The sequence below is a fragment of the Streptomyces sp. NPDC093598 genome, assembly GCF_044764825.1.
GTDB lineage: Bacteria > Actinomycetota > Actinomycetes > Streptomycetales > Streptomycetaceae > Streptomyces.
On sequence record NZ_JBIWIV010000013.1, the window covers coordinates 170,961 to 187,024 of the forward strand.

The window sequence follows — 16,064 nt, forward strand, 5'->3', positions numbered from 1 at the left end:
CGCGGCTCAGGCCGCCGTCCTGACCGGCGAGCTCTCCGGGACGACGGCCTCCCGCACGATGCGGCGACGCCGGGCCGGCAGGACCAGCGGGTGGGCGACGCTCCAGGCCGCGCCCTTGCAGATGATCTCCTTGTAGAGCGCGGCGAGCCGGCCGGTCAGGGCCGCCGATACGGCACGGTCGTCGGCGGTGACGTACTGGATCAGGCCGTCCCTGCGGCCCAGTGAGATGCACTGGTTGAAGTAGCGCACGGGCACGGTCGGGAGCTTGCCGCCGGTCAGCCGGGCCGCGATGGCGTCGGCGGCCTGCCAGGCGGTGGGCACGCCCGAGGCGCACGACATCCGCAGCGGCTTGCCCCCGGGGCCCATCGCCAGGGCCGCGTCGCCGACGGCGTACACGTCCGGGTGCGACACCGAGCGCATGGTCCGGTCGACGACGATCTGGCCGGTGCCGGACACGTCGAGGCTGGTGGCCTGAGCGACCGGGTGGACGGCGAAGCCGGTGGTCCACACGGTGACCGCGGCCGGGAGGGTCGTGCCGTCGCCGGTGGTGATGCGGTCGGCCTCGACGGCGGTGACGGCGGTGTGCTCGTGGACGGTGATGCCGAGCCGGTCGAAGACCTTGTGCAGGTGCCGCCGGCCCTTGTCCGAGAGCCAGTCGCCGAGGCCGCCGCGGGCGGCGAGGGCGACGTCGAGGTCCGGGCGGGCCTCGGCGATCTCGGTCGCGGCCTCCACACCGGTGAGGCCGCCGCCGACCACGACCACGGGCTCTCCGGCGGCCAGGCCGGCCAGTCGCTCGCGCAGCCGAAGCGCTCCGGGGCGCCCGGCGATCTCGTGGGCGTGCTCGGCGGTACCGGGCACTCCCTGGTCGTTCCAGCGGCTGCCGAGGGCGTACACGAGGGTGTCGTACTCCACTTCCTCCCCGGCGCCCTCCGTACCGAACGCGGCGACGGTGACGGTCCTGCGGTCCACGTCGAGGGCGGTGACCCTGCCCTGCTTCAGGACGACACCGGTGCCCGCGAACATCTCGCTGAAGGGCCGGGGCGTGAGGTCCTGGCCGAGCGCGAGCTGGTGCATCCGGACGCGCTCGACGAAGTCGGGTTCGGCGTTGACGACGGTGATGGCGACGTCCTCGCGGTGCAGTCGCCTGGCGAGGCGCCCGGCGGCGGTGGCTCCGGTGTAGCCGGCTCCGAGGACGACGATGCGGTGCTGCATGGCGTAGCTCCTGTCATGACGGCTGTCTCCAGCGGATTCACCCCTTGAACCGGGCAGCCCGCCGTTCCCTGACAGGAAGGCGATGTGAAGCACGTCACATCAGGGTCGGCCGTGTCAGAAGACCTTGAGCAGGGGGTCGCCGTGGTCGTCGGCGGTCCATCGCCGGGTCGCGCGTTCGAGCTTGTCGGGGTTGACCTGGCTGCGGAACGCGGCGATGCCGTCGGCGGCGACCTCCAGGCACATGACGCCGATGACCCGGCCGTCGAGGACCACCACGAGGGCAGGATCGCCGTTGGCGGTCGACGCGTAGACCGAGGGGGAGCCGCCGACCAGGTCGCGCTTGGCCTTGCCGGGCTTGAACAGGCCGCGCATGAACGTCGCGACCGCGAGCGCGCCCTCGAACGCCTTGGCGCGGGCGGGGACCTTCCCGCCGCCGTCGCCGATCGCGACGGCGTCCTGAGTGAGCAGCCGCACCAGCGGTTCGGTTCGCCCGCTCGCGGCGGCCGCGAGGAACTCGTCGATGATCCGGCGCGCGGCGGCGTCGTCGATCTCGGTGCGTGCGCGGGCCCTGCCCTGCGCGACGTGCTTCTTGGCGCGGTGGAGGATCTGCTGGCTGGCGGCCTCGGTGATGTCGAGGATGTCGGCGATCTCCCGGTGCGGATAGTCGAAGGCCTCCCGCAGCACGTACACCGCCCGCTCGTTCGGGGAGAGCCGCTCCAGCAGGACGAGCATCGCGTACGAGACCGATTCCCGCTGCTCGGCGGTGTCGGCGGGCCCGAGCATCGGGTCCCCGGCGAGCAGCGGCTCGGGCAGCCACTGGCCCACATAGGTCTCGCGCCGCGCCCGGGCCGAGGTGAGCTGGTTGAGGCACAGATTGGTGAGGACCTTCGTCAGCCAGGCCTCGGGGACCTCGATGCGGCCGGTGTCGGCGCCCTGCCAGCGCAGGAACGTCTCCTGCACGGCGTCCTCGGCCTCGCTCGCCGAGCCGAGCAGCCGATAGGCAACCGCCTCCAGGCGCGGCCTGAAGGCTTCGAACCGGTCCACGTCGTCCACGGTCAGGGCCATGCCACGGATCCTAACGTCCCCGGGCGTCACCGCTTCCGAGACTCAGCCGCGGTTTCGGGGCGTCCAGGCGGCCCGTCTGGGGGCGGCGGGTGCCCGCGCGGTACGGGGCCGGCCAGGTCGCGCCCGGGCCCGTGTAGCCCTGCTCGGCCGCCGCGTGCAGGGTCCAGTGGGGATCGTAGAGGTGGGGGCGGGCGAGCGCGCAGAGGTCGGTGCGGCCCGCCAGGATCAGGGAGTTGACGTCGTCCCAGGAGGAGATCGCCCCGACCGCGATCACCGGGACGCCGGTGGTCTGGCGGATCCGGTCCGCGAAGGGCGTCTGGTACGACCGTCCGAACTCCGGCCGTTCGTCCGCCACGACCTGCCCCGTCGACACGTCGATCGCGTCGGCGCCGTGCGCGGCGAAGGCCCGGGCGATCTCGACGGCGTCCTCGGCGGTCGTCCCTCCCTCGGCCCAGTCGGTGGCGGAGATGCGGACGGTCATGGGCCGCTCCCCCGGCCACACGTTCCGTACGGCGTCGAACACCTCCAGCGGGAAGCGGAGCCGCTTCTCCAGGGAGCCGCCGTAGGCGTCGGTGCGGTGGTTGGTCAGCGGGGAGAGGAAGCCGGACAGGAGGTAGCCGTGCGCGCAGTGCAGTTCGAGCAGGTCGAAGCCGGCCCGGGCGGCGCGGACGGCGGATGCCGTGAACTGCTCGCGGATGTCGGTGAGCTGGGCCCGGGACAGCTCGCGCGGAGTCTGGCTGAACCCCTTGTACGGGATCGCCGAGGGGGCCACGAGCGGCCAGTTGCCCTCCTCCAGCGGCTCGTCCATGCCCTCCCACATCAGTTTCGTGGAGCCCTTGCGGCCGCTGTGGCCGAGCTGCACGCCGATCGCGGTGCCGGGTGCCCGGTCGTGCACGAAGTTCGTGATCCGCTTCCAGGCCTCGGCCTGCCGGCCGGTGTAGAGGCCGGCGCAGCCGGGCGTGATCCGGCCCTCCTCGCTGACGCACACCATCTCGGTCATCACCAGCCCGGCCCCGCCCAGCGCCCGCGCGCCCAGGTGGACGAGGTGGAAGTCGCCGGGGACGCCGTCGACGGCCGAGTACATGTCCATGGGCGAGACGACGACCCGGTTGCGCAGGGTCAGGCCGCGCAGCCGGAACGGCGTGAACATCGGGGGCGTGCCGGGCGGGCAGCCGAACTCGCGCTCCACCGTCTCCGTGAAGCGGGCGTCGCGCAGCCGCAGGTTGTCGTGCGTGACGCGGCGGCTGCGGGTGAGCAGGTTGAAGGCGAACTGGCGGGGCGGCTGGTCCAGGTACAGGTCGAGGTTCTCGAACCACTCCAGGCTGGCCCGGGCCGCGCGCTGCGTGGAGGCGACGACGGGGCGCCGCTCCGCCTCGTACGCGGCCAGCGCCTCGGGCAGCGAGTCCCGCTCCTCCAGGCAGGCGGCCAGGGCCAGGGCGTCCTCGACGGCGAGCTTGGTGCCGGAGCCGATGGAGAAGTGGGCGGTGTGGGCGGCGTCCCCGAGGAGGACGACGTTGCCGTGCGACCAGCGGTCGTTGACGACCGTGCGGAACGTCGTCCACGTGGAGTTGTTCGACTTCAGGGGGCGGCCGTGGAGCGCTTCCGCGAAGATCTTGGCGCAGCGCTCGACCGACTCCGCTTCGTCGAGTTCGTCGAACCCTGCCGCGTGCCAGACCTCTTCGCGCATCTCGATGATCACCGTGGACGCGTCGGGCGCGTAGGGGTAGCCGTGGAGTTGCATCACGCCGTGTTCGGTCTCGGCGATCTCGAAGCGGAAGGAGTCGAAGGGGAAGTCGGCGGCGAGCCAGATGTAGCGGCAACGGTGGTTCGTCACGCGGGGGCGGAAGACGTCCGCGTGGGTCTCGCGCGTGGCGCTGTGGATGCCGTCCGCTGCGATGACCAGGTCGTGGGTGTGCGCCAGGTCGTCCGGGGCTTCGGTGTGGAAGCGGAGGTCGACGCCGAGTCCGCGGCAGCGGGTGTGGAGGATGTCGAGCAGTCGCTGACGGCCCAGGGCCGCGAAACCGTGTCCTGTGGAGGTGTGGCGGGTGGTGCGGTGGACGATGTCGATGTCGTCCCAGCGGGTGAAGTGCCGTTGCAGGGCCTCGTGGACCTCGGGGTCGGCGTGTTCTATGCCGCCGAGGGTTTCGTCGGAGAGGACCACGCCGAAGCCGAAGGTGTCGTCGGGGGCGTTGCGTTCCCAGACGGTGATCTGCCGTTCCGGATCGAGGCGTTTGAGGAGGGCGGCGGCGTAGAGGCCGCCGGGGCCGCCGCCGATGATCGCGACGCGTAGTGGTTCATCGGGTTCGGTGCGCGGGTGCGGGTCGTCGGTGGCTGTTCGCGCCCCCGCGGCGGCAGCCGCATATTCAGCACAGCCCCGCGCCCCTGAGGGCGTGGCCGTCACCGTCCGCTCCATTTGGGCGGGCGCTTCTCCGTGAACGCGGCGTGGAACTCCGCGTAGTCCTCGCCCGTCATCAGGAGGGCCTGGGTCGAGGCGTCCAGTTCGATCGAGGCCGCCAACGGCATGTCCAGTTCGGACGTGAGCAGCGCCTTGGTCTGGGCGTACGCCAGGGCCGGGCCCTGGGCCAGGCGGTGGGCCAGTTGCTGTGCTGTTTCGTCAGCTCGGCCCTCCTGAGTCAGTTCGCTGATCAGGCCGATGCGCTCCGCCTCCAGGGCCCGGACCGGGTCGCCCAGCATCAGCAGGCGGGTCGCATGGCCCAGGCCGACGACCCGGGGCAGGAGGTAGGCCGCCCCCATGTCGCCGCCGGAGAGCCCGACGCGGGTGAAGAGGAAGGCGAAGCGGGCGGTGGGGTCGGCGACGCGGAAGTCCGCGGCCAGGGCGAGGACCGCTCCGGCGCCCGCGGCCACGCCGTGCAGCGACGCGATCACGGGGAACGGGCACTCCCGCACGGCGCGGACCACCTGGCCGGTCATCCGGTTGAAGTCCAGCAGCTGGGCCGTGTCCATGCCGAGGGTCGCGCCGATGATCTCGTCGACGTCGCCGCCGGAGCAGAAGCCGCGGCCCTCGCCGGCCAGCACCAGGGCCCTCACGGACCGCTCCCGGGACAGCTCCGCGAGCAGGTCGCGCAGGTCGGCGTAGGCGCCGAAGGTGAGCGCGTTGAGCTTCTCGGGGCGGGCCAGGGTGACGGTCGCGACGCCGTCGGCGACGTCCACGCGCAGATGCTCCCAGCCGGGGGTGCGGGCGGCGGAGCCGGTGAAGGGACTCATGACGTGCGGCCTCCTCGGGCGGGCACTGCCTCACTGAGCTCTACCCCACGAAGCTATCACTCGTCCGTGACTGTCGTCATGAGTGCGCGATAGACCGTTCGGGTAGGAGTCCGGTGTGGGCCCGGCGTGACCTGGGCCGGTCACATCCGTCACAGATCGTCCACACCGGCGTAACGGCGGGAGCAGCTGTGCGCGGCACCGCGTTCACCCGGGTAAGCCGTCGGCAAGGAGGCGAAGGCGCCTCCGGCGGTGCCCCTCGGACGCCTCCGAAGAAGGGCGCCGTACCATTCACAAGGTTGAAAGCAGGATGTCCTGCTCCATGAACGGACCCGCTGTGTACGAACTCCCCTCAGCTCCCGCCTCCTGGCGCATCGCGCTGCCGCACACCGCCGCGGCGGTGCCCGTGGCGCGTGCCCTGGTCCGTACGGCGCTGGCCGAGCTGGAGCACGCGGCGGACTGCGACACCGCGGAGCTGCTCACGGCGGAGCTGGTGGCCAACGCCGTGGAGCACACCACCGGCGAGACGCCGATAGAGCTGGTCGTGGAGCTGCTGCCGTCGGGCTGCCAGGTCGAGGTGCACGACACCGACCCGGCCCCGCCCGGCGACCTCACGCGTCCGGCCGGCGGGCCGCCCGACCCCTGGCAGGAGCACGGGCGCGGGCTGCTGCTGATCCGCGCCCTGAGCTCCTCCTGCGGGCACCGGCCGACCGAGTCCGGCAAGGCGGTCTGGTTCAGACTGCCTGTGGTACCGGCTCAGCGGCGTCCGTCGGCGTGACCGTGGCGAGCCGGGAGTTCCGGCGCCCGTAGAGCAGGTACAGGGCGACTCCGACCGCCAGGAATCCCGCGAACTGGATCCAGGTCGTCGCGCCCGTCTCGTACATCAGGTACAGGCAGAAGCCGACGCCGAGCAGTGGGGTGACGGGGTACAGCGGCACCCGGAAGCTGCGGGCCAGGCCCGGCTCGCGGCGGCGCAGGGCGATGACCGCGATGTTGACGACGGCCATGACGGCGAGCGTGCCGATGGTGCACAGGTTGACCACCGCGTCCAGCGGGGCGAAGGCCGCGGGGAGGGCGAAGACGACCGCCACGATCAGCGTGCCGGCGACCGGCGTGGAGGTCCTCGGCGAGACCTTCTCGAAGACGCGCGGGATCAGCCCGTCGCGGGACATGGACATCAGGATCCGGGTCTGGCCGTACATCACCGCGAGGACGACCGAGGCGATGGCGACGACCGCGCCGAAGGCGATCACCCCGCCGCCGACGGTGGAGCCGGTGACCTGGTTGACGACGTAGGAGAGTGCCGCCGGGCGGCCGCCGACCGCGGGGCTGCCGATGGCGCCGATCGCGGCGAGCGCGACCGCGCAGTAGAGCAGCGTGACCAGGCCGATGCAGACGAGGATCGCCACGGGGATGTCCCGACGGGGGTTCTTCGCCTCCTCGCCGGCGGTGGTGATCGCGTCGAAGCCGATGTACGAGAAGAAGGCGGCGGTGGTGCCCGCGCCGATGCCGGCGAGGCCGGTCGGCGAGAACGGGGTGAGGTTGCCGTCCTCGAAGGCGGTGAAGCCGATCGCGAGGAAGGCGACCAGGACGGCGAGCTTCAGCACGGCCATCGCGGCCGTGGCCCGGGCGCTCTCGCGCACCCCGCGGACCAGGAGGACGGCGGCCATGGCGATGACGATCACGGCCGGGAGGTTCACCACCCCGCCGTCGCCGGGTCCTGCCGACAGGGCCGCGGGCAGGTGCAGTCCGATGACGCTGTCGAGGAGCTCGTTGACGTACTGGCTCCAGCCGACCGCCACCGCGGACACCGACACGCCGTACTCCAGCAGCAGGCACCAGCCGACGAGGAAGGCCGTGCCCTCGCCGAGTCCGGCGTAGGCGAAGGAGTACGAGGAGCCGGAGACCGGGATCGCGCCGCCCAGCTCGGCGAAGGCGAACGCGGTGAAGACGCAGGTGATCGCGGCCAGGAGGAAGGAGACGACGACGGCCGGGCCGGCCTGGGCGACCGAGTCGGACAGGCCGACGAAGATGCCGGTGCCGACGATCGCGCCGACGCCGAAGCAGATGAGCTGGAAGAGGCCCATCGTGCGCTTGAGGCCGTGACCTTCACGGTCGGCGCCTGATTCCGCCACGAGAAGGGCAGGGGGCTTGATCCGGGGAGCGGGCATGCGGGTGGTGCTCGTTTCTGGTGGTGCGGGAGTGCGACGGGTTCGTCGCGCGGCGGCCGCGGAGAAGGGGTGGTTCCGGGCCGCCGGTCAGCATAAGGCCTGTTCAGGCCAGGGTTGCCACCAAGGCCGCCTTGATGGTGTGCATCCGGTTCTCCGCCTCGTCGAAGACGACCGAGTGGGCCGACTCGAAGACCTCGTCGGAGACCTCCAGGTACTCCAGGCCGTGCGCGGCGTGGATCTCCCGGCCGACCTTGGTGCCGAGGTCGTGGAAGGCGGGCAGGCAGTGCAGGAACTTCACGTCCGGGTTGCCCGTGGCGCGCAGGACGTCCATGGTCACGGCGTAGGGCGCGAGGGCGGTGACGCGCTCGGCCCAGACCTCCTTCGGCTCGCCCATGGAGACCCAGACGTCCGTGGCGACGAAGTCGGCGCCCCGGACGCCGTCGTCCACGGTCTCGGTGAGCGTGATGCGGGCGCCGCTGGCCCCGGCGAGCGCCCGGGCCCGGTCGACGACCTCCTCGGCCGGCCAGTACTCCTTCGGTGCGACGAGCCGCACGTCCATGCCGAGCAGCGCGCCGGTGACCAGGTAGGAGTTGCCCATGTTGAAGCGGGCGTCGCCCAGGTAGGCGAAGGAGACCTCGGTCAGCGGCTTGGCGCAGTGCTCGGTCATGGTCAGCACGTCGGCGAGCATCTGGGTGGGGTGCCAGTCGTCGGTGAGCCCGTTGTAGACGGGGACACCGGCGTGCGCCGCCAGCTCCTCCACCTTCTGCTGACTGTCGCCCCGGTACTCGATCGCGTCGTACATCCGGCCCAGCACCCGCGCGGTGTCCTTGACCGACTCCTTGTGCCCGATCTGGGAGCCGGAGGGGTCGAGGTACGTGGTCGAGGCGCCCTGGTCGGCCGCCGCGACCTCGAACGCGCAGCGGGTGCGGGTGGAGGTCTTCTCGAAGATCAGCGCGATGTTCCGGCCCCGGAGGTACTGGGTCTCGGTCCCGGCCTTCTTGGCGGCCTTCAGCTCGGCGGCCAGCTCGACAAGACCGCGGAACTCCTCCTCGGTGAGGTCCAGCTCCTTGAGGAGGTGGCGGCCGGCGAGGGCGGTCGGGACAGTCGCCATGGGGGCGCTCCAGGGATACGGGGACACAGACTTCTGGAATACTATACGAAGCTCAGCATGTCTATACGTACACCTCTCGCGGCCCTCCCTACACGGGCTCCCTCTCGACCGGGCAGCTCATGCACCGCGGCCCGCCCCTCCCCCGGCCCAGCTCGCTGCCCGGGATCTCTATCACCTCGATGCCCTGTTTGCGCAGATGGGTGTTGGTGGTGGAGTTCCGCTCGTAGGCGACCACGACACCGGGCTCGACGGCCAGGACGTTGCAGCCGTCGTCCCACTGCTCGCGTTCCGCCGCGTGCACGTCCTGGGTGGCGGTCAGCACACGGATCTCGTTCAGGCCGAGCGCGGCGGCGATCGCGCGGTGCATGTGCTCCGGCGGATGGTCGGTGACCTTCAGCTCCTTGTCGCCGACGCCCGGTTCGATGGTGTACGAGCGGAGCATGCCGAGGCCGGCGTACTGGGTGAAGGTGTCGCCGTCGACCATTGTCATGACGGTGTCGAGGTGCATGAAGGCGCGCCGCTTGGGCATGTCGAGGGCCACGATCGTCTCCGCCGACCCGGCGGCGAACAGCTTGTGCGCGAGCATCTCCACGGCCTGCGGGGTGGTGCGCTCGCTCATGCCGATGAGCACCGCCCCGTTGCCGATGACCAGCACGTCCCCGCCCTCGATGGTGGACGGGTAGTCGGCCTGCCCCTGCGACCACACCTGGAACGTCTCGTCCCGGAACAGCGGGTGGTGCCGGTAGATCGCCTCGAAGTGCACCGTCTCGCGCTGCCGGGCGGGCCAGCGCATGGCGTTGATGGAGACGCCGTCGTAGATCCAGGCGGAGGTGTCGCGGGTGAAGAGGTGGTTGGGCAGCGGGCCCAGCAGGAAGTCGTCCAGTTCCATGACGTGGAAGCGCACGGAGGTCGGCTCCGGGTGCACGTCGAGGAACTCGCGTTTCGTCATGCCGCCGATCAGGACCTCGGCCAGCTCCCGCGCGGGCAGGTTCTCGAAGGCGGCTCTGAGCGGGTCGGTGGCCAGCGGGCCGTACTCCTTCTCGTCGAAGACCCGGTCCAGGACGAGGGATCTGGCCGCCGGCACCTCGAGCGTCTCGGCCAGCAGGTCACCGAAGAGGTGGACGGCGACGCCCCGGTCGCGCAGCGCATCGGCGAACCCGTCGTGCTCGGCGCGGGCCCTGCGCACCCACAGCACGTCGTCGAAGAGCAGCGAGGTCTTGTTGCTGGGGGTGAGCCTTTTGAGCTCAAGATCGGGCCGGTGCAGGATGACGCGGCGCAGCCGCCCGGCCTCGGAGTGGACGTGGTATGCCATGTTTCCATCCTGACCATCGGAGGGCGTCTTGACGCGCCCCTCGGCCGTTTCCGTGACGGCCAGTTCTCGTCGCGCCGACGACAAGCACGGCAGGACGGGCTCACACCCGGGGCGACGGCTCCAGCAGTTCCTCCGGCCGGGCCAGCATCCGGCGGGCGGCCCGGCCCGGTTCGAGGATCGTCCGGGCGACGATCCAGCCCGCGAGCGCATGCGGTTCGGCCGGGGCGTCGGCCAGGAGGCCGGCGTACCGGACGAGCGCGGCGGCCGCGTCACCGGCGGCGAGGTGCTCGTCGGCGGTGCGCGGGCCGGCGGGACGGGTGGCGAAGGCGTGGGTGCGCACGTCCGGCCAGGAGGTGCGGTCGGGACGGAAGCGGAGGTCCTCGGCGGGCGCGGCGGCTCCGGCGGGCACGACGTTGCGCAGCCGCCATTCCGTGCGGTGCAGGGCGGCGGCCGTGCGGGCGCGAATCAGGGCGGCGTACGGGACCGGCTCGCGCAGCCAGCCGTCGAGCGTACGGGCGAGTCCCGTCACGAGGACCCGGCCCTGCGCGGTGAGACGGCCCTCCGCCAGCAGCGTGCGCACGACGAGCCGGCTCTGCAGGCGGCGCAGCGCGAAGTGGTATCCGGCGATGTCGGCCGCCCGGGCGTCCCGTGCCGCGGCCAGGCGGTCCCGCCAGAATCCGGCGACGCCGGTGAACGCGTACGCCCCGTGCAACAGTCCGGTGAGGTGCCGCGGGTCCGGTCGCCAGGGAGCGTAGTAGCGCTCCTCCCGGTCGTCGTCGAGCAGCGGGAACAGGTGCAGGAGGGCGGCCAGCTTGCTGTGCTGGAACTCGTGCACCAGCGTCTCGGCGAGTGCCGTGCCGGACGACGGTCGGGCGATCACCATGGCCCCGAAGGAGTCGCCGCTGGAGGCGGACACCGCCACGGTGGGCGGGGCGGGCGGCAGCGTGCCGGTACGCCCCCAGGGCACCACGGCCCGGATCTCGCGGACGTCGAACCGGCCGGGCCCGTCGCCGCCCGGCACGGCGAGCAGCGCTGCGGCCTCCTCGAACAGCCGCTGCCAGGTCTCGGCCTCGTCGGGGTCGAGCCGTGCGGGCGGGAGGGGATCGTCCAGGTCGCGGTAGGGATCGAGGTCTTCGAGGGGGATCGCGACCGGGCCGTCGGGGGCGCGGTGGGTGAGGGTGCGCAGGGGCAGCCAGGCGGGGCTTTCCGCTGTCGGTGCCGGCAGTGGCCGCGTCGCCGGGCGGACCGTCGATGACACGGTCCCGCCGTCACGGCCCGGGCCGGACAGCATCAGTTCGCCCCCGCCGGTACGGGCCCGGCCGACCGTCAGCCCCGCCTCCGCCTCGGCGAGCCGGGCCAGCCCCAGGCCCGGCAGCGGCAGCGCGCCGTCGGTGAGAGGCACCCGCAGGCCCGCCCGCGTGCCGGCGCGCAGGGACGCCGCCACGGCCAGGGCGCACAGGTGCCCGGCCTCGGCCCACAGCGGCGGGCCCGACGCGGTGCCGTGCAGCCGACGCAGGAGGTGGGCGATCCAACCGCCGGTCGCCGGGGCGAGCAGCAGCCGGTCGACCGGGCCGGGGGCCGCCGCTGCGGCCTCCTTGAGGACGCCCCAGGCCTCGGCGGCGGAGCTCAACGGCGTGCTCAGCGTGTCGAGTCGGTCCAGCAGGGTGCGCAGGAGCAGCAGCCGCCGTGCCCGCTCCGCCCGTTCGAGGAAGGCGACGGCCTCCGCGGAGCCGCCCCCCGCCGCCAGCTCCGCCAGGATCCGCTCAGGCATACGGAACGGGACGTGGCGCGGCTCGCTGGGCATGCGGGACCTCCGGTCGCGGGTGCGGGCGTGGGCCCCGGCACAGCGTCGAGGCCACGGGCGGGCCGCCTGCCGGGGGCTGGAGACCTATTCGGCCCGGGCGCTCCCCTCGCTGCCCCCTCTGATGCTGCCGCGTGCCCGCAGGACCTCACCGAGGAGACGGGCGGAGGGATGGAGAGGGGCGAGACCGTCCACCGCGGTCAGGGGCAGCTCCGTCAGGTCGGCGAGATCCGACTCCCAGACGGCGGTACCAGCAGCCGCGGCCGGCTCGCGGACGGCGACTTCGGCGTGGCACAGAGCGGGCTGCTGGTCCAAGATGCTCCCCCTTCTCGCACGGTGGCACGCGATGCCCCGTGCCGTTTCTTTTCCATCATGGCCATTCCTGCCCGGGTCGAAAACCGTACGATCACGCCACCCGATCATTTCCGATCGTCCGGGCGTCGCCTCGAAGCCGCGAACTCGGTCAGTGCCGCGGCGAGTTCATCCTTCAGCTCCGGGTCGTCGTCGAGGGAGACCACAGCGTCGAACAGCTCCCACACCATCTGCGGCCGGTGCCGGGCAATCCCGTTGAGGATGCTGACGACATCGGTGCGTGCCTTGCTGTGGCGGGCCAGCGTGCCCGTGACACGGGGGTCCAACGAGGCCACGACAGCCTGCCGTTCGGTGGGATCCGCCATCAGCGGATAGGCGAACAGGGCATCCACGGCCCGCTGCAACGGTGAGGCCGCCCGGCCCTCGGGGCCCCGCTCCGTCGGCGCCACGATCTCGGTGCGCTCGGGGCTCCGCAGGCGAATCTCCGGATACTGCAGAGTACGTCCCGCTTCCCTGAGGGCAGCGATACGTGCCCGTACGGCCGGAAACAGTCCCTCCGGATCGGGTGGTGCGGGCAGGACGGCCGCTCGGTCGGCCAGCAGCCCGAGCAGGATCTCGGAGAACAGGCCCGTCCCCCGCTCGGGGTCGTTGGCGGCGGCCCGCCCGCGCCCGGCGGCCTGCAGCAGCGTCTGCCGATGGGCGTGGTTGCGCCGCCCCACCGGCAGGGCGTCCGACGGCAGTTGCTCCCGGAAGGCAAGGTCTTCCTCGAAGGTCTCGCAGGCGTCCACGATCCACAGCTGCTCCCCGAAGGCCGGTACGGCGTCCCCGGCGTACCGGTCGAGGGCGGTGTCCAGGTCGATGCCCAGCTTGTCGGCGGTGCTGGCGTCGGAGCAGAACAACCGCAGATGCCCGGAACGGTCGAGCACACCGTGCCCGCCCCACCAGACCCACAGGACGTCGCCCTGTTCCAGGGGCAGTTCCCGGACGAGGACGCGGCGCAGGGTCGCGTGGTCGGCGGGTCGATGGGCGACCTGGGGGACGTAGGAGGGCAGGGGGGCGAGGTGGAGCCGGAGTTGTTCCTCCGGCACCCCGGCTTCCCGCAGCAGCCGGTGGAAGGCGACGGCGTCGCGGGCGGGGCCGGGCAGGTCCCAGCCGGATCCGGCGTCGTAGCGCTCGATGCCGACGATCAGCGCGTGCACGCGGGCGGGGTTCACGGCAACCGGTCCACGATGTGCCGGAACACCTCGGGGTTGGTCCAGTAGGCGCTGTGCGAGGCGGGGAAGGGCTGGCGGCTGTCGACCAGGACGTCCGTGACGCGCCCCGGGAACAGGCCCGCGCCGAGGTAGGAGAGCAGGTCGCGGGGGTCGTAGAGGTTCAGCCAGTCCGGCATGTGCGGCGGGAGCGGCGCCGGGTGTTCGAGGGAGGGCAGGGATCCGGACTCGTAGAGGAAGGGACCTTGAGAGCCCGCTGTCACCAGGAACCGGACCTGGGGCAGCGGGGTGGAGATCAGGGTGTCCAGGGCGATGATGCCGCCCAGGCTGTGGCCGAGGAGACTGACGGGCGGTTCCAGGCCCTTGATCAACGCACGCAGGTCGGCGCGGACCGCCTCTCCACGGCTGAGGTAGCGCAGGATGTCGGCGGCGGCCGGGTGAGCGGCCTCGGTGAGGGCACGTCGGCGGCGCACGACGGCACGGGATGCCATCGAGCCCGCCGCCCGCAGCGCCAGGGAGCGCACTCCGCGTTCCGTGCCCCGGGGGGCTGCACCGAGTGCCACGGCCAGCCGCTCGGCTACGGCGTCCCGGCTGTCGCCGACCGGTACGAGCGGGACGTCGGAGTCCAGGAGGTCCGCGATGACCCGGGCGGTCAGGCTGCGGGCGGCGAGGAGCGCGAGGTCGTCGGGGGCGAGGGCAACCGAGGCCGGCCCGAGCAGGGAGTGGGCGGCGAGGTCGGTGGCGGCGCGGGTGAGACCCGGCCCCAACTCCGCTGCCGGGTCGTCCCCTCGAGCCGCGAGCGCAGCCAGCCGAGCGCGTATCGCCTGGTCCGGCGGCTGCGATCCGGGCGCTCGCTCGACGGCCCGCGGCACACCGGCCGCCGCGAGGGCGAGCTCTGCGTACGGATCGGCGTAGAGGGCGGCCCAGACGGCGGCCGTCTCCTCCTCGGGGTCCGGTCCGGCCGGGCCCCGGGACGTGCCGCCCGGCGCGGCGGGAAGACTGGCACCGCCCGCCGCGAGCGTGGCGCCGTGCGTGTCGCCCCAGTAGTACGGCACGATGCGAAGTCCCTCACGCAGGGCGGTCAGACCGGCCGCCACGCGCCCCGCAAGCTTCGAGAAGCCTGGTTCGCGCACCCCTGTTCCATGGATGAAGACGACCGTCGCCATGTGCCCCCCGTGACACCGGTGCAGTGTTGTGCACGCCTGCCGATACACCGTCAAGTTACCTCTATCATAGGGAGGTTGGGGTCCAGCAGCGTTGCGAGGACCCGCCCACGGCCGCGGTGCAGGCCACGACAACCGGACACGGGGGGACGCGGTGAGCCCTGAAGCGGTGGTCACGCATTTCCTGTTCGCCTCGGCCCTGATCCTGGCGGTCGGCCATGGCGCGGGCTGGCTGGCCCAGCGACTGAAGCAGCCGTACATCGTGGGTCAGCTGGCAGCGGGCATCGCCCTCGGTCCCTCGCTGCTCGGCAGTACGGCGCCGGATGCCTACACCGTGCTGTTCCCGCAGGAGATCGGCACCGCGCTGACCGGGCTCGCGCAGTTCGCCCTGGTGGTCTTCCTGTTCGCGGTGGGGTACGAGCTGGATCTGAAGATCCTGGGCGACCGGGCGCGCACGGTGGTGACGGTGGCGCTGGCGTCGTTCGTGGTGCCGATGGCGGTGGGCAGCGGCTGCGCGCTGCTGTTCCAAGAGCAGTTGCGGGCCCTGGACATGCCCCGTCCGACGGTCGGCATGGTGCTGTTCGCCGGGGTCGCCCTGTCGATAACGGCCGTACCGGTGCTGACGGCCATCGTCCGGGAGAACAACCTCGCCGACACGGTGCCGGGGATCCTCGCGGTGTCCGCGGCCGGGCTGCTCGATGTGATCGGGTGGACGGTGCTGGCCGGCACGATGCTGGACAGCGACAGCGGTGAGCACACGCTGGGCTGGCAGGGGCGGGCGCTCATCGCGGCCGGATTCGCGGTGCTGATGCTGCTGGCGGCCCGGCCGGTGCTGCGCAGGCTGCTGTGGCGCACCCGGATGGAGCCGTCCCTGCGGCTGGCGCTGCTCATCGGCTTCGCCTGCGCGTCGGCGTCCGTGACACAGTTCCTCGGGCTGCACGCCATCTGCGGTGCCCTGCTCGCCGGGATCGTCTGCCCGCGTGAGGACGACGGCACGCTCGACCCGGATCTGCTCCGGCCCCTGCACGTGGTCGGTTCGCTGCTGGTGCCGTACTTCTTCGTCTTCTCGGGGCAGTCCGTCACCCTGAACAACATGAACACCACCGGGTGGCTCACGCTGCTGGTCGTGACGGTGCTGGCGGTGATCACGAAGGTCGGCAGCGGCGCGGTGGCGGCCCGGCTGGGCGGGCTGGAGCGCGACGACGCACGCACCGTCGGTGTCCTGCTGAGCGCCCGCGGCCTGACGGAGCTGATCGCGCTCAACGCCGGTTTTCAGGCCGGCCTGCTGAGCAAGCCGCTCTACACGGTGCTGGTCTTCATGGCGCTGGCCACGACGCTGCTCACCCAGCCCCTGCTGAACCTGGTCCGCCGCCTGTCGGACCACGAGCCGACCCGTGCCCAGGGACGCGCAGAAGTGGTCCCCGCGCCCGTGGCGGACGCGGGCTGACCGGTCCGGGGTGGCCCGAGCGCCACCCCGGTCGCGA

Annotated in this window: 13 protein-coding genes; 2 read left to right on the forward strand and 11 right to left on the reverse strand. The window is 72.4% G+C overall.

Translation table 11 applies throughout. The features are described 5' to 3' along the window. Positions 1–6 precede the first annotated feature (6 nt). The 4 genes from ACIRDU_RS29930 to ACIRDU_RS29945 all read right to left on the reverse strand — a co-directional run bounded on the left by ACIRDU_RS29930 (position 7) and on the right by ACIRDU_RS29945 (position 5,502). Positions 7–1,212, reverse strand: a complete 1,206-nt coding sequence (locus ACIRDU_RS29930) for an NAD(P)/FAD-dependent oxidoreductase (RefSeq protein ID WP_403585074.1) — start codon at positions 1,210–1,212, stop codon at positions 7–9. 114 nt (positions 1,213–1,326) lie between these two features. Then, positions 1,327–2,277, reverse strand: coding sequence for an RNA polymerase sigma factor SigJ (sigJ, locus tag ACIRDU_RS29935; RefSeq protein WP_403585077.1), 951 nt, complete (start codon positions 2,275–2,277; stop codon positions 1,327–1,329). 10 nt (positions 2,278–2,287) lie between these two features. Then, positions 2,288–4,690 carry a bifunctional salicylyl-CoA 5-hydroxylase/oxidoreductase gene (locus ACIRDU_RS29940; protein ID WP_403585080.1) on the reverse strand — a complete coding sequence of 801 codons (2,403 nt, stop codon included), beginning with the start codon at positions 4,688–4,690 and terminating at the stop codon, positions 2,288–2,290. Further along, complete coding sequence (locus ACIRDU_RS29945) at positions 4,675–5,502, reverse strand: enoyl-CoA hydratase family protein (protein ID WP_403585082.1); 828 nt, start codon at positions 5,500–5,502, stop codon at positions 4,675–4,677. Before ACIRDU_RS29945 ends, ACIRDU_RS29940 begins: the two co-directional genes overlap by 16 nt. A 319-nt stretch (positions 5,503–5,821) precedes the next feature. Here ACIRDU_RS29945 and ACIRDU_RS29950 point away from each other — a divergent pair, with 319 nt between their 5' ends. Continuing rightward, positions 5,822–6,277 (forward strand): ATP-binding protein, encoded by a 456-nt coding sequence (locus ACIRDU_RS29950; RefSeq protein WP_403585084.1) that lies wholly within the window; start codon positions 5,822–5,824, stop codon positions 6,275–6,277. On the opposite strand, the gene ACIRDU_RS29955 is transcribed toward ACIRDU_RS29950, so the two are convergent. The 7 genes from ACIRDU_RS29955 to ACIRDU_RS29985 all read right to left on the reverse strand — a co-directional run bounded on the left by ACIRDU_RS29955 (position 6,234) and on the right by ACIRDU_RS29985 (position 14,550). Then, the gene (locus ACIRDU_RS29955; RefSeq protein ID WP_403585086.1) at positions 6,234–7,670 is read right to left on the reverse strand and encodes an amino acid permease; all 1,437 of its coding nucleotides are present in this window, start codon (positions 7,668–7,670) and stop codon (positions 6,234–6,236) included. The genes ACIRDU_RS29950 and ACIRDU_RS29955 overlap by 44 nt on opposite strands. Positions 7,671–7,773: 103 nt before the next feature. Then, entirely contained in the window at positions 7,774–8,781 is a 1,008-nt protein-coding gene (gene argF / locus ACIRDU_RS29960) for an ornithine carbamoyltransferase (protein ID WP_403585089.1), read from the reverse strand. A gap of 88 nt (positions 8,782–8,869) precedes the next feature. Next, positions 8,870–10,093 (reverse strand): arginine deiminase, encoded by a 1,224-nt coding sequence (locus ACIRDU_RS29965; protein WP_403585092.1) that lies wholly within the window; start codon positions 10,091–10,093, stop codon positions 8,870–8,872. A gap of 100 nt (positions 10,094–10,193) precedes the next feature. After that, on the reverse strand, positions 10,194–11,897 hold the full coding sequence (locus tag ACIRDU_RS29970) for an HEXXH motif domain-containing protein (RefSeq protein ID WP_403585095.1): 1,704 nt from the start codon (positions 11,895–11,897) through the stop codon (positions 10,194–10,196). 84 nt (positions 11,898–11,981) lie between these two features. Continuing rightward, positions 11,982–12,209, reverse strand: a complete 228-nt coding sequence (locus ACIRDU_RS29975) for a hypothetical protein (protein ID WP_403585098.1) — start codon at positions 12,207–12,209, stop codon at positions 11,982–11,984. Positions 12,210–12,313: 104 nt separating this feature from the next. Beyond that, positions 12,314–13,420, reverse strand: a complete 1,107-nt coding sequence (locus tag ACIRDU_RS29980; protein WP_403585101.1) for a caspase family protein — start codon at positions 13,418–13,420, stop codon at positions 12,314–12,316. Then, positions 13,417–14,550, reverse strand: a complete 1,134-nt coding sequence (locus ACIRDU_RS29985; RefSeq protein ID WP_403585103.1) for a hypothetical protein — start codon at positions 14,548–14,550, stop codon at positions 13,417–13,419. The genes ACIRDU_RS29980 and ACIRDU_RS29985 overlap by 4 nt, the downstream gene beginning before the upstream one ends. A 184-nt stretch (positions 14,551–14,734) precedes the next feature. Between ACIRDU_RS29985 and ACIRDU_RS29990 the strand changes: the two genes are divergently transcribed. Continuing rightward, positions 14,735–16,027: a cation:proton antiporter gene (locus ACIRDU_RS29990; protein WP_403585106.1), complete on the forward strand. Its 1,293-nt coding sequence runs from the start codon at positions 14,735–14,737 to the stop codon at positions 16,025–16,027. The last annotated feature ends 37 nt before the right edge of the window (positions 16,028–16,064 follow it).